Source organism: Massilia frigida (assembly GCF_011682175.1).
Taxonomy (GTDB): Bacteria; Pseudomonadota; Gammaproteobacteria; order Burkholderiales; family Burkholderiaceae_D; genus Telluria_A; species Telluria_A frigida.
This window is the reverse complement of sequence record NZ_WHJG01000037.1, coordinates 33,837-56,541: the sequence shown is the minus strand read 5'-3', so window position 1 is coordinate 56,541 and position 22,705 is coordinate 33,837. Positions and strand designations below refer to the sequence as shown.

Annotated in this window: 19 protein-coding genes; 3 read left to right on the top strand and 16 right to left on the bottom strand. The window is 60.8% G+C overall.

Annotation, left to right across the window (positions count from 1 at the left end; all coding sequences use genetic code 11):
- Positions 1-373 precede the first annotated feature (373 nt).
- Positions 374-2,275 carry a M6 family metalloprotease domain-containing protein gene (locus tag F2P44_RS26725; protein ID WP_223165111.1) on the top strand — a complete coding sequence of 634 codons (1,902 nt, stop codon included), beginning with the start codon at positions 374-376 and terminating at the stop codon, positions 2,273-2,275.
- Positions 2,276-2,571: 296 nt separating this feature from the next.
- On the top strand, positions 2,572-4,812 hold the full coding sequence (locus F2P44_RS26720; protein ID WP_167091260.1) for a M9 family metallopeptidase: 2,241 nt from the start codon (positions 2,572-2,574) through the stop codon (positions 4,810-4,812).
- Positions 4,813-4,950: 138 nt separating this feature from the next.
- Here F2P44_RS26720 and F2P44_RS26715 read toward each other — a convergent pair whose 3' ends face one another.
- The 15 genes from F2P44_RS26715 to F2P44_RS26645 form a co-directional block, all read right to left on the bottom strand.
- Positions 4,951-7,707, bottom strand: a complete 2,757-nt coding sequence (locus tag F2P44_RS26715) for a type VI secretion system Vgr family protein (RefSeq protein WP_167091257.1) — start codon at positions 7,705-7,707, stop codon at positions 4,951-4,953.
- Between the two features lie 235 nt (positions 7,708-7,942).
- Positions 7,943-8,365, bottom strand: a complete 423-nt coding sequence (locus F2P44_RS26710) for a F0F1 ATP synthase subunit epsilon (protein WP_167091254.1) — start codon at positions 8,363-8,365, stop codon at positions 7,943-7,945.
- Between the two features lie 56 nt (positions 8,366-8,421).
- Positions 8,422-9,822, bottom strand: a complete 1,401-nt coding sequence (gene atpD, locus F2P44_RS26705) for a F0F1 ATP synthase subunit beta (RefSeq protein ID WP_054265482.1) — start codon at positions 9,820-9,822, stop codon at positions 8,422-8,424.
- A gap of 32 nt (positions 9,823-9,854) precedes the next feature.
- Positions 9,855-10,730 carry a F0F1 ATP synthase subunit gamma gene (atpG, locus tag F2P44_RS26700; RefSeq protein ID WP_167091251.1) on the bottom strand — a complete coding sequence of 292 codons (876 nt, stop codon included), beginning with the start codon at positions 10,728-10,730 and terminating at the stop codon, positions 9,855-9,857.
- Between the two features lie 131 nt (positions 10,731-10,861).
- Positions 10,862-12,403 (bottom strand): F0F1 ATP synthase subunit alpha, encoded by a 1,542-nt coding sequence (gene atpA, locus F2P44_RS26695; protein WP_167091249.1) that lies wholly within the window; start codon positions 12,401-12,403, stop codon positions 10,862-10,864.
- 78 nt (positions 12,404-12,481) lie between these two features.
- A complete protein-coding gene (locus tag F2P44_RS26690) occupies positions 12,482-13,015 on the bottom strand; it encodes a F0F1 ATP synthase subunit delta (RefSeq protein WP_167091246.1) in 534 nt (177 codons plus the stop codon).
- A gap of 2 nt (positions 13,016-13,017) precedes the next feature.
- Positions 13,018-13,488, bottom strand: coding sequence for a F0F1 ATP synthase subunit B (locus F2P44_RS26685; RefSeq protein ID WP_099873363.1), 471 nt, complete (start codon positions 13,486-13,488; stop codon positions 13,018-13,020).
- A 79-nt stretch (positions 13,489-13,567) separates the two neighbouring features.
- Entirely contained in the window at positions 13,568-13,813 is a 246-nt protein-coding gene (atpE, locus tag F2P44_RS26680; RefSeq protein WP_038494309.1) for a F0F1 ATP synthase subunit C, read from the bottom strand.
- 94 nt (positions 13,814-13,907) lie between these two features.
- Positions 13,908-14,747 (bottom strand): F0F1 ATP synthase subunit A, encoded by an 840-nt coding sequence (gene atpB, locus F2P44_RS26675; protein WP_167091244.1) that lies wholly within the window; start codon positions 14,745-14,747, stop codon positions 13,908-13,910.
- Between the two features lies 1 nt (position 14,748).
- On the bottom strand, positions 14,749-15,087 hold the full coding sequence (locus F2P44_RS26670; protein WP_099873359.1) for an ATP synthase subunit I: 339 nt from the start codon (positions 15,085-15,087) through the stop codon (positions 14,749-14,751).
- Between the two features lie 575 nt (positions 15,088-15,662).
- The gene (locus tag F2P44_RS26665) at positions 15,663-16,541 is read right to left on the bottom strand and encodes a ParB/RepB/Spo0J family partition protein (RefSeq protein WP_167091242.1); all 879 of its coding nucleotides are present in this window, start codon (positions 16,539-16,541) and stop codon (positions 15,663-15,665) included.
- Between the two features lie 19 nt (positions 16,542-16,560).
- Positions 16,561-17,331, bottom strand: coding sequence for a ParA family protein (locus tag F2P44_RS26660; protein ID WP_167091240.1), 771 nt, complete (start codon positions 17,329-17,331; stop codon positions 16,561-16,563).
- A 104-nt stretch (positions 17,332-17,435) separates the two neighbouring features.
- The gene (gene rsmG, locus F2P44_RS26655; RefSeq protein WP_167091238.1) at positions 17,436-18,092 is read right to left on the bottom strand and encodes a 16S rRNA (guanine(527)-N(7))-methyltransferase RsmG; all 657 of its coding nucleotides are present in this window, start codon (positions 18,090-18,092) and stop codon (positions 17,436-17,438) included.
- Positions 18,089-20,020, bottom strand: coding sequence for a tRNA uridine-5-carboxymethylaminomethyl(34) synthesis enzyme MnmG (mnmG, locus tag F2P44_RS26650; protein WP_167091236.1), 1,932 nt, complete (start codon positions 20,018-20,020; stop codon positions 18,089-18,091). Before mnmG ends, rsmG begins: the two co-directional genes overlap by 4 nt.
- Positions 20,021-20,207: 187 nt before the next feature.
- The gene (locus F2P44_RS26645; protein ID WP_167091234.1) at positions 20,208-20,972 is read right to left on the bottom strand and encodes a sulfite exporter TauE/SafE family protein; all 765 of its coding nucleotides are present in this window, start codon (positions 20,970-20,972) and stop codon (positions 20,208-20,210) included.
- Positions 20,973-21,114: 142 nt separating this feature from the next.
- On the opposite strand from F2P44_RS26645, the gene F2P44_RS26640 reads away from it, so the two are divergent.
- Positions 21,115-22,281, top strand: a complete 1,167-nt coding sequence (locus F2P44_RS26640; RefSeq protein WP_167091232.1) for an iron-containing alcohol dehydrogenase — start codon at positions 21,115-21,117, stop codon at positions 22,279-22,281.
- A gap of 15 nt (positions 22,282-22,296) precedes the next feature.
- Here the strand turns inward: F2P44_RS26640 and F2P44_RS26635 are convergent, their stop codons facing one another.
- Complete coding sequence (locus F2P44_RS26635; RefSeq protein ID WP_167091230.1) at positions 22,297-22,695, bottom strand: tautomerase family protein; 399 nt, start codon at positions 22,693-22,695, stop codon at positions 22,297-22,299.
- Positions 22,696-22,705: the final 10 nt, after the last annotated feature.

Sequence of the window (22,705 nt, the reverse complement as noted above, 5' to 3'; positions counted from 1 at the left end):
TGTAGCACTTGGGCAAGGCGCGGCGCAGACGGCCGTAAAACGCTTTTTGCTCAGTGCCGAAAAAGCGCCGCTTCGTAAACGAAGGGACAGCCTCGGGAGGTTTCTTTAACAGGCGGTTCAACATGGCGACAACGGCCCTGATCGTGGTTCAAGTCAGTAGTGTGTATTTAATAATCCTAATGCACAAGAAGAAAGCCGGGGAAAGTGAAAATATAACATGTCCTCGCGGAAATATCGTCCTTGCCGGAATATGCATGGCGGGTATGTCCAGGGCGTACTTACGCCGGTTTCAACGTGTTGACAGCCGAAATATGCCAAGACGATCCTTTATGCAGCCTGCATACTTGCCATTTTTATAATGGCGGAGACGTGAATGAGTTTCATTAAAGCAAGTATCAGGGTAGCGGCCGGCATGGCGCTGTCGCTGGCGGCGGTAACTTCCCAGGCGGCCATTCCCTACCAGGGCCATACCTACGAATTCCGCCAGCCGGGCGGCGAAAAGCTGAAAATCCGCCTCGACGGCAACGATTACTACGCCGAACAGCGCACCGAAGATGGTTCGCTGGTTGTTTATGATAATGCGAAACGCGGTTTTTGCTACGCACACGTGAACGCCACCGGCGAGCAGCTGGTCTCGAGCGGGGTGCTGGCCACCAACGTCAAGCGGCGCACCGTCGGCATCGCGGCGGACAAGAGCGAGCCGGGCCTGAGCACCGCAGCCAAGGCGCGCCTGGCGCAGCAGCGCTACCAGCACATGCACGGGCGCACGCTGGAACTGGCGCAGCGCACAACTGCCGCGATGATGGCGCCGACCGCCTCGGCCAGCGCCGCCGTGAGCGGGCAGATGCGCGGCCTGACCGTGATCATCGATTTCTCCGACGCCCCCGGCACGATCACCAAGCCGCAAGTCGAATCGTTCCTCAACGACCCGGCCTACACCGGCTTCGGCAATGCGCAATCGGTGCGCGGCTACTTCCTGGCCGTCTCGGGCAACAAGCTCGACTACAGCAATACGGTCACGCGCTACTACCGCGCCAAGCGTCCCAAGAGCTACTACGCCGACGCCAGCCTCGATAGCGGCACGCGCTCGCAGGAATTGATCATGGAAGCGCTGAACTGGGTCAAGAGCAGCGAAAGCTTCGATTTTTCCACGCTCAGCCGCGACAGCACGGGCCACATCCTGGGCTTGAATTTCTTCTATTCGGGCGAAGCGGACAGCCCATGGTCGAAAGGCTTGTGGCCGCACATGGGCTGGCTGGGCGAGCGCTTCTGCAGCAACGGCGCCTGCACCGGCAGCTACCAGATCACCAACATGGGCAAGCAGCTGGCGATCGGCACCTTCGTGCATGAATCGGGCCACTTGATCATGGGCTGGCCCGACCTGTACGACTACGATGGCAGCTCGCACGGCTCGGTGGCCAATTTTTGCGTGATGGGCTTCGGCGGCGTGGGCTACGAAAGCCAGTTCCGTCCGACCCGGCCGGCCGGTTTCCTGCGCTACCTGGCCGGCTGGGACACAGCGACCGAACTCAATCCGGCGATCAACCGCAATGCGCCGACCGGACGCCTGAGCCAGAACGCCAGCGGCCATGCGCTTTACCGCTGGAGCAACCCGGCCAACGCGGCCGAAGCGTTTTACGTGGAAGCGATCCACAAGAGCGAGCAGAACCTGTACCAGCCGGACCAGGGACTGGCGGTGTTCCACATCGACCCGGCCGGCACCAACACCAACGAATGGCATCCCTACATCCAGCTGGAGCATGCGGACGGCAAGCGCGATCCGGAAAACAATCTGAACCGGGGCGATGGCGGCGACCTGTTCGACGGCGTGGCCACGCGCGCGTTCAACAACAGCGTGCCGAACGCGCTGGCGTCCAAGGGCACCAATTCGCGCTGGTGGAACGGTTATGCATCGGGCTTTGCGCTGTCCAACATCAGCGCGCCGGGCCCGACGGTGTGGTTCGATGTCGGCGTCACCGTGCCGGCCGCGGACGTCTACAACGGCACCCTGGCCAACCAGGCCGAAGCGATCCATCCCAACCCATGGTTCGAGTACAAGGGCGGCACCCTGGGCGCGCTGCTGGCCGGCCCGGCCGGCACCGACTTCGACCTGCGCATCGAAAAATGGAATAACACGGCGTGGGTCAAGGTGGCCGAATCGGCCGGCAACACCTCGCAGGAAAAGCTCAGTTACGTGGCTGCGGCCGGCTATTACCGCATCATCGTCGCGTCCTACAGCGGCGCCGGCAACTACAAGCTCACCGTTACCAAGTAAGCGAGTGCTCACACTTGCCGGAGTTGGAAGCGGTGCCGGCCAAAAGTGTGGCTTTTTCGTCATCTCCCGCCGGCGCGCTGTGCCGGAATTGCCAGCGTCGGCGGGGAAATTGAACAAACCCCATTTTTGCGGCCATTGAGCCGTATTTCCCCATATGCATCCGGGATAGTATCAGCACGCCTGATGGCTTGCAGCACGGTGGGAACAACCCCCTTCCCACCTCATGACGCCTGCGCCGGCACACAACCTGGCCGGCGCAGCGTCAATCACCGATGATAATTACAAGGAGCGAGACAATGTTTGTAGAACGCAAAATCGTATTACTGGCCGGGCTGATCAGCGCCTGTTTCAGCAGTGTCACCTATGCAAAGCAAGCCGATGAAGGCCATACGCACCAAGCGCTGAAACAGGCGCAAATGCCGCATGCGCGCCAGACCCTGCCGCCAACCATGGAGCAGCAACGTTTCAACGTGGCACCAACCGTCAAGCCGCGTACCGACCTGATGCCGAAGGCGCTCGAGACCGGCCGCATGAGCCTGTTCGCTGCCACGCCCGAGTGCAAGAACATGGATACCCTGACCAACTACAACGGCGCCGCGCTGGCCGATTACCTGGTCGCCATGCCCGATTACGAGTGCACCTATCCCCTGTTTTCGCTGACCCCGGCGCAAGCGGCCAAGGCCTATTCGTCGGCCAACATGAGTGCCATCGCCACCCGTTTTGCGCGCGAAGCGAGCAACTACAACGCCAGCGACCGCGCACTGGTCAACCTGGCGCTGTACCTGCGCGCCGGCTACTACCTCGGTGGCAGCGGCACCATCCCGACGCCATCGGCAGCCTTCACCGCTGCGCTGCGTGCCCCGATCAAGACCCTGGTCGAAGGCAGCGCGCTGTACAAGACCAATCCGGTCGCCGGCAGCACGGCGGCCGAGATCATCAAGCTGATCACCAACACGCATGATGAAGCCTACTTCGTGCCCTCGATGAAGAAGCTGGTGGTGCGCTTTACCAATTCGGCGAGCAATCCGAACGCGGTCGACGCGCTCAAGCAATATGACGCCGCCGGCGGCATGACCTCGGCCCTGACGGTGCTGTTCTACGCCCATTCGCGCCCGGACGCGCTGCCGCTGCTGCAAAGCGACACCAGCTATCCGATCGCGCTGAACAACTTCGTGGTGCAGAACAAGGCCGCGCTGATGGGCACCTCGACCGCCTACATGCTGACCGATGCCGCCAACGAAGCGTTCCGCTTCATGCAGTACCCGGCGCAAAAGGCCACCGTCAAGCCGATGGTGCAAAGCATGCTGTCGAGCAACAGCATGACCGGCGCCGACAGCGCGCTGTGGCTGGCGGCTGCCTCGGCCGTCAAATACTATGACAACGCCAACTGCACCCAGTACGGCACCTGCGGCTACGAGCAAAAGCTGGCCGACAGCGTACTCAAGGTCAGCTACACCTGCAGCCCGACCCTGCGCATCCGCGCCCAGGAAATGACGACCGCCCAACTGCAGTCATCGTGCGCCATCTTGCAGAAAGAAGAAGGCTACTTCCACGACATGCTGCTCACCAAGCGCACGCCGGTGGCCGGCGACAAGAATACCTCGCTGGAACTGGTGATCTTCAACGACTACGCCAATTACGGTAAATACGCGTCGGTTATCTACGATATCCCGACCAACAACGGCGGCATGTACCTGGAAGGCAACCCGGAGTCGTCCACCAACCAGGCGCGCTTCATCGCGCACGAAGCATCGTGGCTGCCGGCGTTCGCGGTGTGGAACCTGGAACATGAATACGTGCACTACCTCGATGGCCGCTTCAACATGAAGGGCGACTTTACCGCCGGCGTGGCCAAGCCGACCATCTGGTGGGTGGAAGGCATCGGCGAATATCTGTCGCTGCGCAACAATAATCAGCAATCGATCGATAAGGCACGCACCGGCACCTACAAGCTGAGCCAGATTTTCGGCAATACCTACGAGATGAGCGACTACACCGACCGCGCGTATCGCTGGGGCTACATGGCAACCCGCTTCATGGTGGAAAAGCACCGTAGCGATGTCGATGCGGTGCTGGGCAAGTTCCGGGTCGGCGATTACGATGGCTACCAGAACTACATGGCATACATCGGCACCCGCTACGACGCCGAGTTCGCTTCTTGGGTCAAAACGGCCACCACGGCCGGCGAGCCACCGCTGCCGACTGTGACCCTGCCGCCTTGCGCCAACAGCACCCAGCTGGGCAAGAATTGCTCGATCGGCGGCTTCGGTTCGTCGAGCGAACGCTATGCCTACATCTCGCTGCCGGCCGGCGCCAAGAACCTGCGCCTGTTCACCAGCGGCGGTAGCGGCAATGTCGACATGTATGTCGGCCGCGCCCACTATCCGACCACCAACTGGTATGACGCGAAATCGGTCTCGGCTGGTAACAACGAGAGCATCAGCATTGCCGCGCCGATCACCGGCCAGTGGTATTACATCATGCTCAAGGCGAACCCGAGCTTCTCCGGCGTGACCATCAGCGCCACGTACGACTAAGCAGCACATCGGGCCGCGCCCTTGGCGCGGCCGTGCAAGAAAAACGCCGTCCCCTGGACGGCGTTTTTCGTTAACAAAGGTGAGCGATCAAAGGTGGGCGATGCGGGCCTGGACCGGCATCGCCCGCAGCTGCCCGGCTCAGTACATGATGCAGCCGCCTTCGATACTCAGGTCGGTGGGCGCCGGCGTCTTCTCGGGCAGGATGATGTCGGTCAGGGTCGCGATGGCGGTGGCTGCGGCGGCGTTGTCGCCGGCGTCGATGGCCTTGATGGTGGCCGCCAGGGCCTTCATCTTCTCGATCGAAGCGAGCGCCTTGCCGCCTTCGTTCAGCAGCCGTTCCACGGTCACCGCCAGGATTTCGGCGGTATCCATCCCGCCGAACACGCGCGGCGTGGGGCGCGGCACGAATCTGGTATTGGGATGCGGCTCGCCCGAACGCGGCGCGACAATCGACGACCTGGGTGCGGCGCCGGACGCGCCAGCACGCGGGGCGCCCGGCCAGGACTTGCCGGTCTTGCCGGAAGAACCCGGCGACTTGTCGTCCTGGTCGGCGCGCGGTCCTTTCTTCTTTTCCTGTTCTTCGTCTTTTTTCGATCCGGGCGGCAGCGGCGGCGGCTTGGCGGCGCCGCGGTCGATCTGGATCAAGGCGCCGTCGATATTGACAGCTTCGCTGCCAATCATCTCGATCCTCTTGCCTTGCAGGAAGATGCCGCCATCCTTGTGCAGTACCAGCTTGGCGGCGCCACAGGACAGTTCCAGGTGCTCGCCCACTGTCGTGATCTGGGTCTGGCCGACTTCGCGCTTTTCGGTCTGGCCGACATAAAAATCGTAAGTCTTGCCGATCCAGACGTTGCGCGACCGCCCCACCCAGAGGCGGTCCATCATGCCCACCGTGGCGTTGCGCACGGTGCCGACCACCAGCGAATAGGCCACGCCGATATTGGTGGCGCGCGCCAGGCCGATGTTTTCGAGATGGCCCACGCCGATGGTCTCGGTTTTCACCTTGTCGACCTTGATCGACCAGTTTCTGCCGATCTTGTCGATTTCATTCTTGCGGATCGTCTTGGTGCGGCTCTGGCGCACCGCCACCGTTTCATTCATGTGGACGGTGCGCGAGCGGTTCTGGTGCACCGTGAGGGTCTCGTTCTTGCCGACTTCCTCGGTGCGGTTGTCGCCGATACTGATGCGCTCGTTGTGGTCGACCCGCTCGGTGCGGTCGCGCCCGATGCGGCTGGTTTCGTCACGGTCGACCTTCTTGCGCCGGTCATGGCCGACCCACTTATCTTCGTCGTGCTCGACTTCGGTCAGCTGGTCTTTCTCGGCGTGCAGCCAGAGTTGTTCCTGGCCCTTCTTGTCCTCGAAGCGCAGGGCATTGGCGTTGTGATACTGGCCGCCCGGGCTGGAACGGGTCAGGATCCCGCTCTGGGTCTTGTTCTGGGGCAGGGTCCAGGGCGGCATGGTGTCGCTGTTGGGCACCATGCCGGTGATGATGGGCCGATCGGGATTGCCGTCCAGGAACTGTACCAGCACCTCGGTGCCGATGCGCGGAATATGGGTCATGCCGAAGTTGGGACCGGTCCATGGGGTCGCGACCCGGATCCAGGCCGAACTTTTTTCATCCTTGTGTCCCACCCGGTCCCAGTGGAACTGGACCCGCACGCGCCCGTACTGGTCGGTGTGGATTTCTTCGCCGGCCGGTCCGACCACGGTCGCGGTCTGGATGCCGTGGATCTTGGTTTCGGTACTGTTCAGGTTGCGCGGGACGCGCCACGGGATGATCCTGCGCAGCGCGCTCAGGCGGTTGTCGTAGACGGACGGCAGGCTGTCCTTGGTGTGGTAATTGTTGCTGGCGATGTGGACCAGTTCGGTAATCAGGAATTCGCGGGCTTGCTCGTCGCCGCCGCGCGCATCGCTGTCGAAGTGGCCGCTCAGGCGGAACCAGCGGCCCGGCATCAGTTGCCGGTTATTGCCCTTGCCTTCGAACTGCTTGCCGTCCGCTTCCAGCGCTTCCATGCCCAGCTCGGCCTGCACGCGGCCGTCGGCGCCATCCTTGAAGCCATAGGCGCCGGCATATTCGTAGCGTTCGATGTTCGGCACCGCGCCTTGCCGCATCAGGGTCGGCAGCGAGGCGTGCAGCGGGCGCGCGACCTTGAAGTCGTAGGAAGAGAGCGAAACCGTGCCCTCGATGACATGGCGCACCGGCGACCATTCGGACAGGCCATCCTCCTCGGTGCTGCCGCCGTGGCGCTGGAAAGGCAGGTCCGGGCCATCGTCGATGGCCGCGGTCGCGGTGGAGTCGTCCGACAGCACCAGGGTGTGGCCGCTCTCGCTGTGTTCGAACCAGTAGAAGATGCCGGCCTTGGCCCAGCGCCGTTCCAGGTAGTTGCTGTCGGTTTCGTCGAACTGGCAGGCGTCGGTCATCACCTCGGTCGCGCCGCGCACCCGCCAGTCCCAGCTGGCCAGGCCGCTGTAGTCGCCGAAGATGCTGGCGGTCTGGTCGTACAGGCTGGTGTAGTGGAACAGGTAGTTATCCTTGCGCATGCTCAGGTACTGATACCACGGACCGAGCCGGGCTTCGTAGTACGAGACGCCGCCGTCGACGGTCTTGAGGCGGAAGCTGAAGACGCGCCCGGTGAAGTAGCGCAGGCTGCCGTTGCGCCGCACCAGTTGCACGCACATCATCTTGCCCTGCATATCCTTGAGCGCGAGGTTCGGTTCGTCGGACAAGAGTTCGACGATGAATTCGAAGGGGCGCGACAAGCTTTCGCGCGCTTCGATGGCGTTGACGAACAGGGCGGCCGCAGGCGCATCCTGGTCGGGAAAGGATAAGCGCAACAGACGGTGGTGCTGGCGGCTGGCGACCAGCTCCTGGGCGCTTCGAAAACCTTTGCTCATACATTTCCTGTGGGACGATGCAACAGTGAACCTCGTGTGGGTCGGGCACAGGACATGGACAATCCGGCTTTACCTTACTTGGCAAAAACGAAAGTATATAACATGATGATAATGGTAAAAAGGCATTGTGAACCAATACTCACAAGTCCGCGCCTTCATTCCGCGCGCAGCCTGCGACTGGGCGGTTAACGGAAAAAGGCAGCCGAAGCTGCCTTTTTGTCTGTTACCGCCTAGCTTAACGCTTGTTGCGGAAGCGCTGGATTGCCTGCAATTGGGCAATCGCGGCCGCCATCTCGGCTTGCGCCTTGGCGTAGTCGATCTTCGATTCTTTGTTGACCATTGCTTCTTCGGCCGCTTTTTTGGCGGCCAGTGCTTTCGCTTCGTCCAGGTCGCCACCGCGGATAGCGGTGTCTGCCAGCACGGTCACGCCGTTCGGCTGCACTTCCAGGATGCCGCCAGCGACGAAGACGAACTCTTCTTCGGCCTGGCCAGCCACCTTGATCCGTACCGCACCCGGCTTGATGCGCGTGATCAGCGGGGTGTGCTTGGGATAAATCCCCAGCTCGCCTGCTTCACCCGGCAACGCGACGAACTCGGCTTCGCCCGAAAAAATACTGGCTTCGGCCGATACCACGTCAACGTGAAATGTGTTTGCCATGTGTGTCCTATCGGGTTCCGGCGCCACGCTGGTTCAGCGCGGCGCCTTGGCCTGTCTTAGTTGAGCTTCTTGGCTTTTTCGATTGCTTCTTCGATCGTGCCAACCATGTAGAACGCTTGCTCAGGCAGGTGATCCAGTTCGCCCGATGCGATCATCTTGAAGCCTTTGATCGTGTCTTTCAGCGAAACGTATTTGCCTGGAGCACCGGTAAACACTTCAGCAACGTGGAAAGGCTGCGACAGGAAACGCTGCATCTTGCGTGCGCGTGCCACCAGCAGTTTGTCTTCCGGTGCCAGCTCGTCCATGCCCAGAATCGCGATAATGTCGCGCAATTCCTTGTAGCGCTGCAGGGTGCCCTGGACAGCGCGCGCGGTGTCGTAGTGTTCCTGGCCGACGACCAGCGGGTCCAGCTGGCGCGAGGTCGAGTCGAGCGGGTCGACCGCAGGGTAGATACCCAGCGAGGCGATGTCACGCGACAGGGCAACGGTCGAATCCAGGTGAGCAAAGGTGGTTGCTGGCGATGGATCGGTGTAATCATCCGCAGGGACGTACACGGCCTGGATCGAGGTGATCGAACCGGTCTTGGTCGAGGTGATGCGCTCTTGCAGACGGCCCATCTCTTCGGCCAGGGTCGGCTGGTAACCCACGGCCGATGGCATACGGCCCAGCAGTGCGGACACTTCGGTACCGGCCAGGGTGAAGCGGTAGATGTTGTCCACGAAGAACAGAACGTCTTTGCCTTCGTCACGGAACGATTCAGCGATCGTCAGGCCGGTCAGCGCAACGCGCAGACGGTTACCTGGCGGTTCATTCATCTGGCCGTAGACCATCGCCACTTTGGAGTTCTCTGGATTTTCCAGGTCGACCACTTTGGCATCGGCCATCTCGTGGTAGAAGTCGTTACCCTCGCGAGTACGCTCACCCACGCCGGCAAACACGGACACGCCCGAGTGTGCTTTTGCGATGTTGTTGATCAGTTCCATCATGTTCACGGTCTTGCCCACACCAGCACCGCCGAACAGGCCGACTTTACCGCCTTTGGCGAACGGGCAGACCAGGTCAATCACCTTGATGCCGGTTTCCAGCAGGTCTTGCGATGGCGACAGTTCGTCGTACGCAGGCGCCACGCGGTGGATCGATGCGGTTTGCGCGTGCGAGACCGGACCGCACTCGTCGATCGGGTTGCCCAGCACGTCCATAATACGGCCCAGGGTCGCTTTACCGACCGGTACCATGATTGGCTTGCCGGTGTTCTGGATTACCATGCCGCGACGCAGACCGTCGGAGGTACCCAGTGCAATGGTACGGACAATGCCGTCGCCCAGCTGCTGTTGTACTTCCAGGGTCAGCTCGGAGCCTGCCATTTTCAGTGCGTCGAAAACCTTCGGCATTGCATTGCGTGGGAACTCAACGTCCACCACAGCGCCGATACACTGAACGATTTTGCCATCAGCCATGTTCGTTCCTTCAATAGTATTTAAATTCGGGTTTAGACCGCGGCCGCACCGGCGACGATCTCGGAGAGTTCTTTGGTAATCGCAGCCTGGCGGGTCTTGTTATAGATCAGCTTCAGATCGCCGATGACGCTGCCGGCGTTGTCGCTTGCCGCTTTCATCGCCACCATCCGCGCCGATTGCTCGGACGCGAGGTTTTCGGCCACTGACTGATACACCAGCGCTTCCACATACCGCACCAGCAGTTCGTCGATCACGGTCTGCGCTTCCGGCTCGTAGATGTAGTCCCATGCGTGACCACTCTTGTCGCCTTCCAGCTTGTCGGCGGTCAGCGGCAGCAGCTGCTCGACCATCGGGATTTGCTTCATCGTGTTTACGAACTTGGTGTAGCAGATATAGACTGCGTCCAGCTCACCTTCCTCGTAGCGGTCGAGCATGACCTTGATCGGCCCGATCAGCTTGTCGAGGTGGACCGTATCGCCGATCTGGATCGCATGCGACACGACCTTCACGCCAACGCGGTTCATAAAACCCAAACCTTTGTTGCCAATGGCAACCGCTTCAATCTTGTTGCCAGCCGTTTCCAGCTCGCGGGTCTTTTGCGTCAGCAGACGCAGGATGTTGGTGTTCATGCCGCCGCACAGACCCTTGTCGGTCGTGATGACGATGAAACCAACCGCCTTCGCTTTCACGTTCTTGCCTTGCGCCATGAACGGATGCGTGTATTCCGGATTCGCCGTAGCCAGATGCGAGGTGATGTTACGAATCTTGTCACTGTAAGGGCGGGCGGCCCGCATCCGGTCCTGCGCCTTGCGCATTTTGGACGCGGCGACCATTTCCATCGCCTTCGTGATCTTCTTCGTATTCTCTACGCTCTTGATCTTGTTACGTATCTCTTTGCCTACTGCCATGAGTCCTTACTCCTTTTGATTCCAGCCGTTTAGCATGTTGAGGACCGACTTTCGCTACGCTCAAGTCCTTCCCACAACTTATTAAGTCTTGAGGACGGACCTGCGCTGCGCGCAGGTCCGTCCCACAAGGATTAATACGCGCCGGATTTCTTGAAGTCAGCAATGGCTGCGGCCATGGCGGCTTCGCCATCCTTGTCCAGTTGCTTGGTTTCTTCGATCTTGGCCAGGAGAGCAGCTTGCTTGGTCTTCATGTAGCCGTGCAGACCGGATTCGAATGCCAGTACTTTTTTCACTTCCACGTCATCGAAGTAACCTTTGTTCACTGCGAACAGGGTTACAGCCATGATCGAGATCGACATTGGCGAATACTGGGCCTGCTTGAGCAGTTCGGTGACGCGGGCGCCACGGTCGAGCTGCTTGCGGGTCGATTCGTCCAGGTCGGAAGCGAACTGCGCGAACGCAGCCAGTTCACGGTACTGCGCCAAGTCGGTACGGATACCGCCGGACAGGTTTTTGATGACCTTGGTCTGGGCGGCGCCACCGACGCGCGATACCGAAATACCGGCGTTAATCGCAGGACGGATACCCGAGTTGAACAGCGAGGTGTCCAGGAAGATCTGGCCGTCGGTAATCGAAATCACGTTGGTCGGCACGAACGCGGAAACGTCGCCAGCCTGGGTTTCGATGATCGGCAGTGCGGTCAGCGAACCGGTCTTGCCCTTGACGGCGCCACCGGTGAAGTCTTCGACGTATTTTGCGTTCACGCGTGCTGCGCGCTCGAGCAGACGGCTGTGCAGGTAGAACACGTCGCCAGGGTAGGCTTCGCGGCCTGGTGGACGGCGCAGCAGCAGCGAGATCTGACGGTAAGCAACAGCTTGCTTGGACAGGTCATCGTAGACGATCAGTGCGTCTTCGCCGCGGTCACGGAAGTATTCGCCCATGGCGCAACCGGAGTACGCGGAAATGTATTGCATGGCAGCCGACTCGGAAGCCGATGCTGCGACGACGATGGTGTATTCCATCGCGCCGTGCGTCTCGAGCGAGCGCACGATGTTCTTGATGGTCGATGCCTTCTGGCCGATCGCGACGTAGATACACGTCATGTTCTGGCCCTTCTGGTTGATGATCGCATCGATCGCGACAGCCGATTTACCGGTCTGGCGGTCACCAATGATCAGCTCGCGCTGGCCACGGCCGATCGGTACCATCGAGTCGATCGACTTCAAACCGGTCTGCATTGGCTGCGACACGGATTCGCGGGCGATCACGCCCGGTGCGATTTTTTCGATCGCGGCGGTCAGCTTGGCGTTGACAGGACCCTTGCCGTCGATCGGCTGGCCCAGGGCGTTGACAACACGGCCCTTGAGTTCAGGACCGATTGGCACTTCCAGGATGCGGCCGGTGGTCTTGACGGTATCGCCTTCGGAAATGTGCTCGTAAGCACCCAGAATCACGGCGCCGACGGAGTCGCGCTCGAGGTTCATCGCCAGGCCGAAGGTGTTGCCCGGGAATTCCAGCATCTCGCCCTGCATCACGTCCGACAGGCCATGGATACGGCAGATACCGTCGGCTACGGAGATTACCGTGCCCTGATTGCGAATATCAGCCGAACCTTCGAGGCCTTGGATCCGGCTTTTGATCAGTTCGCTGATTTCAGATGAATTAAGTTGCATGCTAACTCCTAATAGTTTCTTGATGCGTAAGGCAAGGGCGTAGACGCCGGCGCAGTGCGGGTCGTGACGACAGGCGCGTTACGTCGTCAGCGCAACATGCATCTGTTGCAGCTTGGCGCGTACCGAGGTATCGAGCACTTCATCGCCGACGACCACGCGCACACCACCGATCAGCGAGGGATCCACTGTCACCGTTGGGTTGAGCTTGCGGCCAAATTTCTTTTCCAGCGTCGCGACCAGTTGCGCAACCTGCGGCTGGGCAATCTCGAAGGCGCTGGTGATGTTGGCGTCCGCGGCACCGGCATTCGTGTTCTTGAGCACCTGGAACTGGGCGTAGATTTCCGGCAGCAGCGACACGCGGTGGTTTTCGACCAGCATGGCAACGAAGTTGTTCACTTCCGCGGTGAGCGGCGACTTGAGCAGCGACACCACGGTCGCGGCAACGTCGGCGGCGACCACGTTCGGGTTGGCCGCGAAGGCCAGCACATCGTGGTGAGCGCCGAGCTGGGCCAGCTCGGACAACACTTCGGACCAAGCCGCCACGTCGCCTTGCTGGGCAACACGGTACAGGGCTTCGGCGTAAGGACGGGCGACGGTTGCGATTTCGGCCATGATTACAGCTCGACCGACAACTGCGTCAGCAGGTCGGCGTGGGCCGCTGCGTTCACTTCGCGCTTGAGGATCTGCTCGGCGCCTTTGACGGCGAGGGCAGCGACCTGGCCACGCAGTTCTTCGCGCGCACGGTTAACCTGTTGCTCGGCATCTGCCTTGGCGGATGCGATGATGCGGGCCGCTTCTTCAGCAGCTGCTTTCTTGGCATCGTCGAGGATCATGGCGGCGCGCTTGTCGGCGTCGCTGATACGCTTTTGACCTTCGTCACGGGCAGCGGCCAGGTCTTTCTGGACTTGCTCGTGGGCTTTCTGCATTTCTTCCTTGCCGCGGTCAGCTGCGGCCAGGCCGTTCGAGATCCTCTGGATGCGCTCGTCGAGCGCTTTCATCAGTGGGGGCCACACGAATTTCATCGTGAAACCAGCCAGGATGAAGAAGACCACGAACTGGGCAAACAGGGTTGCGTTTAAGTTCACGGTGTTTTCCTTCTTACAAAAACGGATGCCGAACCCGGAAGGTTCGGCAATTCATAACCAGCGAAGTGCCGAACGAAAATTACTTCGGAACGAATGGGTTGGCGAATGCGAACAGCATTGCGATACCAACACCGATCAGGAACGCCGCATCGATCAGACCAGCCAGCAGGAACATTTTGGTTTGCAGGGTGTTCATCAGTTCAGGCTGACGAGCCGAAGCTTCGAGGTATTTGCCGCCCATGATAGCGATACCGATACAAGCGCCGATAGCGCCCAGACCGATGATCAAACCGCAAGCCAGAGCAACAAAAGAAAGGTCAGTCATGAGAGTTCCTTCAAAAAGTAAATTAAAAACTAGATTAAAAATTACAAACTTTGCCAACTACTACTATGTTTCGATTCTGTTCGAGCTGTGCCGATCAGTGACCTTCATGCGCCTGGCCCAGGTACACCAGGGTCAGCATCATGAAAATGAACGCCTGCAGGAACACGATCAGGATGTGGAAAATAGCCCAGACCGAACCGGCGATGACGTGGCCGACAAAGCCAAACGTCGTAGCCATCGCACCCAACAAAGCGATCAACAGGAACAGCAGTTCGCCAGCAAACATGTTGCCGAACAGTCGCATGCCGAGCGACACGGTTTTTGCTGCGTACTCGATGATGTTCAACAGCAGGTTGAACGGCGCCATGGCAATGCCGAATGGCGCGGAAAACAGTTCGTGAATCCAGCCGCCGAAACCCTTGATCTTGATGCTGTAGTAGATCATCAGTGCGAACACGCCCAGGGCGATGCCCAGCGAGCCGTTCAGGTCGGCGGTTGGCACCACACGGTGATACGGGAAAATATGTTCGATGCCCAGCAGCTTGAACAGGCCGGAGAACAGATCGACCGGCAAGAAGTCCAGCGAATTCATCAGTGCAACCCAGACGAACACCGTCAGTGCCAGCGGCGCGATGAAGCTGCGGTCGCCATGCACGATGCCCTTGGCCTGGTTGTCGACCATCTCGAACACCATTTCAACGGCCGCCTGGAAGCGGGTCGGCACGCCGGAGGTGGCCTTGCGGGCCGCCATCCACATGATCAGGCAGCCAAGAATGCCCATGGCGATCGACCAAAACATGGTGTCCATATTGATAATGGAGAAATCGACCACATTTTCCTGATGCTTGGTCGAAAAGTGACCCAGGTGGTGCTTGATGTATTCTGATGCAGTCTGCGCGTGTGCTGCGCCGGCTTCAAGTGTTGGACTCGTCATGTCAGTGCCTAAATATTAAGAATATGTAACTTTTCAGCGCCACGATGAAGCCGCCAATCATGGCGAACACATTCAAGTCGCGGTACAGCGAGAAGGTCGCGGCAATCAGCGCCACCGTCAAAGCAATCTTTATGAATTCCCAGATAAAAAACGATATCGGGTCGGCCCCACCTGGTTTCTTCGTATTGGCGAACAGGCGCAACGCGAAAACGGCATTGGGCAAGACACAACACAATCCGCCGAACACCGCCGACAACATCGCAGCCCATCCCCCCAGAAGCGCGGCGATAAGGCCAGCAGCGACTGTTACCATCAATTGCAGGGAGACTAAGCGCAACATGTTGTATTCCTTGCGCCAGCCATATAAGTGCCGTGTTTCGGTGTCTGAATTATGTGAATCAGCGGGATTATAAGTGCTTATGCTTGCGTGCGTCAAACGTTGCTGCACTGTGAATGAACGCGATTGTGTCCAAAAACCACGCATTTTTCTGCAATCTGCACGAAACGGGGGCGAACTGGTCCTCCTTGTTAAAAGTTAACTAGAAGCAACGTCTTGCGTGATAATGGTCGCGCGGGCGGGTGGTGGGGCGGCTTGCCGGCTGCTGGCGCGGGGTACAGTTATATCGTAGGCGCGTGGTGGGGAGGGGGCAATTACCTGGGAGGTTATGGCCCGTCGTTCCTGGCATTGCCAGAAACGACTTCCCGCGCAGGCGGGACCCCAAGCCCTGCCCCCAATTTGTTTGGCGCCCAAAACACAGCGGCCGGCGGAGGTTGACCCCCCAAGGCCCCAATGGGGCGGGAACCCAAGTTTATGTGAGCCGCCAACAACGATGCGACGGACTTGGGTTCCCGCCGAGTGCCGCCTTGGCGCGGGAACGACGAGGGTGGAGGTGGGAACAACGATGTTGGGGTAACTTACGCCCGCAAACGCGCCAGTACGCCGTCCAGGATATCGAGATCGGCGAAATCGATGATCATCTGTCCCCTGCCCTTCGCCCCCATCTTGAACAAGACCGGGGTGGCCAGCTTGTCGGACAGCTCTTCTTCCAGCCGGGTGATATCGCCCGATTTTTCCTTCTGGCGCACAGTGGCTGGATTGTTCTGCTCTTCCAACTCCCTGGCCACCAGCTTTTCGGTTTCGCGTACCGACAGGCGCTTGGCCACCACCTGGTTGGCCAGGCTGATCTGGCTGGCCGGGTCGACCGCCAGCAGCGCGCGCGCGTGACCCATGTCCACGTCGCCCGCCATCAGCAGGGTTTGCACCGGTGCCGCCAGGTTCATCAGACGCAGCAGGTTCGATACCGCGCTGCGCGAGCGCCCCACCGCCGTCGCCGCCTGCTCGTGCGTGAAATTGAAGTCCGAGATCAGGCGATGAATTCCCTGCGCTTCTTCCAGGGGATTGAGATCCTCGCGCTGGATGTTCTCGATCAGCGCCATCGCGGCGGCGGCTTGGTCGTCCACATCGCGCACCAGCACCGGGATGTCGTTCAGCCCGGCCAGTTGGGCCGCGCGGAAGCGCCGTTCGCCGGCGATGATCTCGTAGCGCACCGCGCCAGTCAGGGTGTCCTGCCCGATCGGGCGCACCAGCACCGGCTGCATGATGCCCTGGGTTTTGATCGACGCCGCCAGTTCGTTCAGCGCACCTTCATCCATGCGCGTGCGCGGCTGGTATTTACCGGCCTGCATCTGGTGCACCGCCAGCGTGGACGGCGTATCGGGCTTGGCGCCCTCGCCATCGCCGCCCAGCAGCGCGTCGAGCCCGCGACCGAGCCCTTTGAGTTTTTTGGTTGCCATGATTCTTGAATGCCTTCGTTTACATTGTTTTGATGCGTTCGACCATCTCGGCGCCAAAGGCGATGTAGGCCTGCGCCCCTTTCGAGGACGGATCGAACACCACGCCCGGCACGCCGTACGACGGCGCTTCGGCCAGGCGCACATTGCGCGGGATGATGGTGTTGAAGACCTTGTCGCCGAAGTGCTGCTCCAGCTGGGCCGATACCTGCTGCGACAAGGTCATGCGCGGATCGAACATCACGCGCAAGAGACCAATGATCTTCAGGTCGGTGTTCAGGTTGGCATGCACCTTCTTGATGGTGTTGACCAGATCCGACAAGCCTTCCAGCGCGTAGTACTCGCACTGCATCGGGATGATGACGCCGTGTGCGGCGCACAAGCCGTTCAGGGTCAGCATCGACAGGGCTGGCGGGCAGTCGATCAGGATGAAGTCGTATTCCTTGTCGACCGACGCCAGCGCATCCTTCAGGCGGCGCTCGCGGTGTTCCAGTTCGACCATCTCGACTTCGGCGCCGGCCAGCTCGCGGTTCGAGGGCAGCACGTCGAAGCGCCCCGCTTCCGAGCGCGTGCGCGCCGTGCTCACATCGGCCTCGCCCAGCAGCACTTCATAGGTCGATGCCTTCAGGCCCGCCTTGTTGATGCCGGCGCCCATGGTCGCGTTGCCCTGCGGGTCCAGGTCGACGAGCAGCACGCGCTGGTCCAGTTTGGCCAGGCCCGCTGACAGGTTGACGCTGGTGGTGGTCTTGCCTACGCCGCCCTTTTGATTTGCAACGCAAAATATTTTCGCCATGTATGCTCTTATGATAGTTTGATGCAAACGATTTATACTGTTTTAATCGTATAAATCGTTTATTCGATTTATATAGTTTGCTTAATATAAATCGTTTATTTGATTTATACTGTTTGTTGGTTCTTCTCGATAAAAACGAGATGCCGCTCCGCCTGCAGTCCTGGAACCTGGATAGCCCGCAATTGGCTCACTTTCCAGTCGCCCGGCAGCCGTTCCTGTTCGTCCGCCGGCGCCGTGCCTTTGAGGGCGATGAATTTGCCGCCCTCGGCCAGCAGGTGTCCCGACCAATTGACGAAGTCGGACAGGTCGGCAAAAGCGCGCGAGGTGATGACGTCGAATTTGTGCGGCACCTGCAACTGCTCCACGCGCGCCGTGTGCACAGTGACATTGGCCAGGCCCAGTTCGGCTTTGACTTGCGTGAGGAAGGCTGTCTTCTTGTGCACGGTATCGATCAGGGCCACTTTCATGTCTGGCCGCGCGATGGCGAGCACGATGCCAGGCAAGCCGCCCCCCGCGCCCACGTCGAGCACGCGGACGGCACCCTCGAACGCCGAGACCGCAGCCAGCGAATCGAGCGCATGGTGGGTCACCATCTGCATGGGATCGCGCACCGAGGTCAGGTTGTACACCGAGTTCCACTTGGCCAGCAGGGCCAGGTAGTCGAGCAATTGCCCGTGCTGCTGTTCGTTCAGGTCGAGCTTGAGTTCCTTGATGCCATTGGCCAGCACGGGCGCAATGGCGTTACGGTCGAAAAACTTCATCCTGCCAACTCCTCGTTGAGGGTGGCAAAGCCTTTGGCGCCACGTTTTTTCAAATGCACCAGCAGCAGCGAGATCGCCGCCGGCGTCACGCCCGAGATGCGGGATGCCTGCCCCAGCGTTTCAGGACGCTGCTTGTCGAGCTTCTGACGCACCTCGATCGACAGCGCGGTGATGTCGAGATAGTCGAATCCGGCCGGCAACTTGAGGTTTTCGTAGTGGTCGTGACGCTCCACTTCCTTGGCCTGGCGGTCGATATAGCCGGCGTATTTGAGCTGGATTTCGACCTGTTCCTTGACTGCGGGATCGTCGACGCCCGGACCGGCCAGCACCTGGCCATCCACGCCGGACAGGCCCATCAGCTTTTCATAGTCCACGCCCGGACGGCGCAGCAGGTCGGCCAGCGAGTATTCGCGCTCGATGGCCTGGCCGATCACGCGCTCCGATTCGGCGCTGGCGAGGATGCGCGGGTTTACCCAGGTCGTGCGCAGGCGCTCCAGTTCGACAGCGACAGCTTCGCGCTTGCGCTCGAATGCCTCCCACTGGGCATCGCCCACGCAGCCGAGTTTGCGGCCGATGTCAGTCAGGCGCATGTCGGCATTGTCCTCACGCAGGCTCAGGCGGAACTCGGCGCGGCTGGTGAACATGCGATACGGCTCGGCCACGCCCTGGGTGGTGAGGTCGTCGACCAGCACGCCAAGGTAGGCTTCGGAACGGCCCGGAACCCACGCTTCACTGCCCTTGGTCAGCAGCGCGGCGTTGATTCCGGCCAGCATGCCCTGCGCCGCCGCTTCTTCGTAACCGGTGGTGCCGTTGATCTGGCCGGCAAAGAACAAGCCCTGTACGGCCTTGGTTTCGAGCGAGGTTTTCAGGCCGCGCGGGTCGAAATAATCGTATTCGATGGCATAGCCCGGACGCAGGATGAAGGCGTTTTCCATGCCCTTCATCGAGCGTACCAGGGCGATCTGCACGTCGAACGGCAGGCTGGTCGAGATACCGTTTGGATAGAATTCGTTGGTCGTCAAGCCTTCCGGCTCCAGGAAAATCTGGTGCGATTCCTTGCCGGAGAAGCGGTGGATCTTGTCTTCGATCGACGGGCAGTAGCGCGGGCCGACGCCCTCGATCACGCCGGTATACATCGGGCTGCGGTCCAGGCCGGCACGGATGATGTCGTGCGTCTGCGCATTCGTGTGCGTCACCCAGCACGGGACCTGGCGCGGGTGCATGGCGGTGTTACCCATGACCGAGAACACCGGCACCGGATCGAGGTCGCCCGGCTGCTCGGACATTTGCGAAAAGTCGATGCTGCGGCCATCGATACGCGGCGGCGTGCCAGTCTTGAGGCGCCCTTGCGGCAGCTTCATTTCCTTCAGGCGCGCCGACAGCGAGATTGCAGGCGGATCGCCAGCGCGGCCGGCGGAGTAGTTTTGCAGGCCGACGTGGATCTTCCCATCGAGGAAAGTGCCAGCCGTCAGCACCACCGCTCGGGCGCGGAATTTGATGCCGATCTGGGTGACGGCGCCGACCACGCGGTCGCCTTCGAGCATCAGGTCGTCGACCGCCTGCTGGAACAGCCACAGGTTCGGCTGGTTTTCCAGGCGCGAGCGGATCGCCTGCTTGTACAGGATGCGGTCCGCTTGCGCGCGGGTGGCGCGTACGGCCGGGCCTTTGGACGAGTTAAGGATACGAAACTGGATACCGGATTCGTCCGTGGCGATCGCCATGGCGCCGCCCATGGCGTCGACTTCCTTGACCAGGTGTCCCTTGCCGATCCCGCCGATAGACGGGTTGCAAGACATCTGGCCGAGCGTTTCGATGTTGTGGGTGAGCAGCAGTGTCTTCTGGCCCATGCGGGCAGAAGCGAGCGCAGCCTCGGTGCCGGCATGGCCGCCGCCGACGACGATGACGTCGAATTCAGTTGGAAATAGCATGATGGAGTGTAGAGCGAGGGATATGAGGCCCGATTATAGAGTCTTTTCGGACCCCCGACTCTTTTGCACCCAGAATCACCGTTTTTTACACAACGGATTGTTTCACGTGGAACGTCGCGTTTGACGATGTACGGAAGGTTTCACGTGGAACCTCGCCCGGATCAGGCGCGCTGTTCCACGTGGAACATCACCACTTGACGATCGCGTCGTAACTCGTCTTCACGATCAGCAAGCTGACCACCACCAGGAACAGCTTGCGCACGAACGCGCTGCCGTGCTTGATCGCCAGCCTGGTGCCGACCAGCGATCCTGCCACCTGGCACACCGCCATCAGCAGGCCCAGCTGCCAAAGGATATGTCCGCTGTAGCCGAACCACATCAGCGCAGACAGATTGCACGCCACGTTGACCACTTTGGCGGCGGCAGACGCGCTGAGGAAATCGAAGCCGAAAAAGCGCACGTACAGAAACAGCAGGAAGCTGCCGGTACCGGGGCCGAAGAAGCCGTCGTAGAAACCAATCGCGGCACCGATGCCCAGCGCCACCCAGCGCTCGGTCGATCCGCTGTGCAACGGCGCGTGGACGCTGCCGAAATCCTTCTTGCGGAAAGTGTAGACCGCCACCGCGACCAGCACGAACGGCAGCAGGGTGCGCACGAAATCGGCCGGCACTTTGGTCACGGTGTACGCGCCGGCAAACGACAGCAGCAAGGCCGACACCGCCGCCGGTGCCGCAGCGCTCCATGCCACCCTCACCTTGCGTGCGTAATTGACCGCCGCTGCGCCAGTGCCGAAGATGCCCGCGAACTTGCTCGTGCCCAGCAAGGTCGCCGGGATTTCACGTGGAAACACCGAGAACAGCACCGGCACCTGGATCAATCCACCTCCGCCCACCACCGCATCGACCAGGCCGGCAAGAAATGCCGCGCATCCGAGTAACGCAAAATCGATCATGTTTTCCTTGGGAAGTGGACTCAACAACAGAGTCAGATATTGTACGTAAGAAATCCCTCCCGCGTTTCCGACGGCCATTTTCCTGACGGTGAAGAAGATGGTGTAAGCTTTTGGGATCCCCCACCGACTTTGCAGGTGCACAATGACCCAGTCCGCCGAGTTCAGTTTCAGTACCGTTCCCCACCTGGTATCGGCCCCCGGCGCAGCCAGCCGGCTGGGGTCGATGGTCGCCAGCCACTTCCCTGCCGCCCGCCGCGCCCTGATCGTCACCGACCCCGGCTTCCTTGCCACCGGGCTGGTGGACGCGCCGCGCCGCTCGCTGGAACAGGCTGGCCTTGCCGTGCAGGTCTGGTCGGACGTGGTGGCCGACCCGCCGGAACCGGTGGTGCTGCAAGCGGTGGACGTGGCGCGCCAGCATGGGGCCGACCTCGTCATCGGCCTCGGTGGTGGCAGCTCGATGGATGTAGCCAAGCTGATCGCCGTGCTGGCCGGCAGCGACCAGCCGCTCAGCCAGATCTATGGCATCGGCAATGTGCGCGGCACGCGCCTGCCGCTGGTGCAGGTTCCGACCACGGCCGGCACCGGATCGGAGGTGACCAACATCGCCATTGTCACCACCGGCGCGACCACCAAGATGGGCGTGGTGGCGCCCCAGCTGTATGCGGACCTGGCGATCCTGGATGCGCAACTGACGCTCGGCCTGCCGCCCATGGTGACGGCCGCGACCGGTATCGATGCGATGGTGCATGCCATCGAGGCATACACCAGCAAGCACAAGAAGAACCCGCTGTCGGATAACCTGGCGCGCGAGGCGCTGTCGCTACTGTCGCGCAACCTGCTGCGCGCGTGCCAACACGGCAGCGATCTTGAGGCGCGCCAGGCCATGCTGCTCGGCGCCTGTTTCGCCGGCCAGGCATTTTCCAACGCGCCGGTGGCGGCGGTGCACGCCCTCGCCTATCCCATCGGCGGCATATTTCACGTGCCACATGGCCTGTCCAACTCGCTCGTGCTGCCGCATGTGCTGCGCTTTAACCTCTCGCACGCCAGCGCGCATTACGCCGAGCTGGCCGGCATCATCGTTCCAAGCCTGAGCGGCAGCGAGGAGGCGCGCGCCCATGCGCTGATCGGCGCCATGGAAAGCATCGCGGCCAAGACCGGCATCCAGACCATGCTGCGCCAGGTCGGCGTTGGGGCAGGCGACATCGACCGGCTGGCCGATGACGCGATGCTGCAAACCCGCCTGCTCGGCAACAACCCGCGCGAGCTCACCCGCGACGATATCCACGCCATCTACAGCGCCGCGTACTGAGCGAGCCGGCCCGCTTTACGCGTCCGGATGCTGGTAGCGGCATTCCTGCGTCTTGCCGCCATACCCGTAGGCCGTGGCGCGCACATCGTCGACGTAGATGTAGCTCTCGTCGTGCAGGGGGCCGAGCAAGGCGGCGAAGCCGGCGAACACCTGGGCGATATAGAGCGCCTTTTCATCCTTGGTATTGGTTTCGTCGGTGACCTTGATGTCGACGTAGACGCTGTGTTTGCGTTGCTCGCGCAAAGACAGCCCGGCCACGATCCAGCTGTCGGGATCGACAAAATCGATGGCGATGGAGGTAAGCTCGCGCTTCTTCCTCAGGATGCGGGTGGTCTTGTCGAGCAGCAGATCGGCAATCTGCCGGATCAGTTCGGGGGTTTTCACTGCGCTGACTTTCACGTTCAGGATCGGCATATCACTTCCT

What these genes read in the sequence shown, in the direction of transcription:
- atpA (WP_167091249.1), bottom strand. Translation starts at nt 12,403, where the DNA reads ATGCAACTTAATTCATCTGAAATCAGCGAACTGATCAAAAGCCGGATC.
- F2P44_RS26715 (WP_167091257.1), bottom strand. Translation starts at nt 7,707, where the DNA reads ATGAGCAAAGGTTTTCGAAGCGCCCAGGAGCTGGTCGCCAGCCGCCAG.
- F2P44_RS26720 (WP_167091260.1), top strand. Translation starts at nt 2,572, where the DNA reads ATGTTTGTAGAACGCAAAATCGTATTACTGGCCGGGCTGATCAGCGCC.
- F2P44_RS26725 (WP_223165111.1), top strand. Translation starts at nt 374, where the DNA reads ATGAGTTTCATTAAAGCAAGTATCAGGGTAGCGGCCGGCATGGCGCTG.
- F2P44_RS26645 (WP_167091234.1), bottom strand. Translation starts at nt 20,972, where the DNA reads ATGATCGATTTTGCGTTACTCGGATGCGCGGCATTTCTTGCCGGCCTG.
- F2P44_RS26640 (WP_167091232.1), top strand. Translation starts at nt 21,115, where the DNA reads ATGACCCAGTCCGCCGAGTTCAGTTTCAGTACCGTTCCCCACCTGGTA.
- rsmG (WP_167091238.1), bottom strand. Translation starts at nt 18,092, where the DNA reads ATGAAGTTTTTCGACCGTAACGCCATTGCGCCCGTGCTGGCCAATGGC.
- F2P44_RS26665 (WP_167091242.1), bottom strand. Translation starts at nt 16,541, where the DNA reads ATGGCAACCAAAAAACTCAAAGGGCTCGGTCGCGGGCTCGACGCGCTG.
- F2P44_RS26690 (WP_167091246.1), bottom strand. Translation starts at nt 13,015, where the DNA reads ATGGCCGAAATCGCAACCGTCGCCCGTCCTTACGCCGAAGCCCTGTAC.
- atpE (WP_038494309.1), bottom strand. Translation starts at nt 13,813, where the DNA reads ATGACTGACCTTTCTTTTGTTGCTCTGGCTTGCGGTTTGATCATCGGT.
- atpD (WP_054265482.1), bottom strand. Translation starts at nt 9,822, where the DNA reads ATGGCTGATGGCAAAATCGTTCAGTGTATCGGCGCTGTGGTGGACGTT.
- atpB (WP_167091244.1), bottom strand. Translation starts at nt 14,747, where the DNA reads ATGACGAGTCCAACACTTGAAGCCGGCGCAGCACACGCGCAGACTGCA.
- mnmG (WP_167091236.1), bottom strand. Translation starts at nt 20,020, where the DNA reads ATGCTATTTCCAACTGAATTCGACGTCATCGTCGTCGGCGGCGGCCAT.
- F2P44_RS26635 (WP_167091230.1), bottom strand. Translation starts at nt 22,695, where the DNA reads ATGCCGATCCTGAACGTGAAAGTCAGCGCAGTGAAAACCCCCGAACTG.
- atpG (WP_167091251.1), bottom strand. Translation starts at nt 10,730, where the DNA reads ATGGCAGTAGGCAAAGAGATACGTAACAAGATCAAGAGCGTAGAGAAT.
- F2P44_RS26660 (WP_167091240.1), bottom strand. Translation starts at nt 17,331, where the DNA reads ATGGCGAAAATATTTTGCGTTGCAAATCAAAAGGGCGGCGTAGGCAAG.
- F2P44_RS26710 (WP_167091254.1), bottom strand. Translation starts at nt 8,365, where the DNA reads ATGGCAAACACATTTCACGTTGACGTGGTATCGGCCGAAGCCAGTATT.
- F2P44_RS26670 (WP_099873359.1), bottom strand. Translation starts at nt 15,087, where the DNA reads ATGTTGCGCTTAGTCTCCCTGCAATTGATGGTAACAGTCGCTGCTGGC.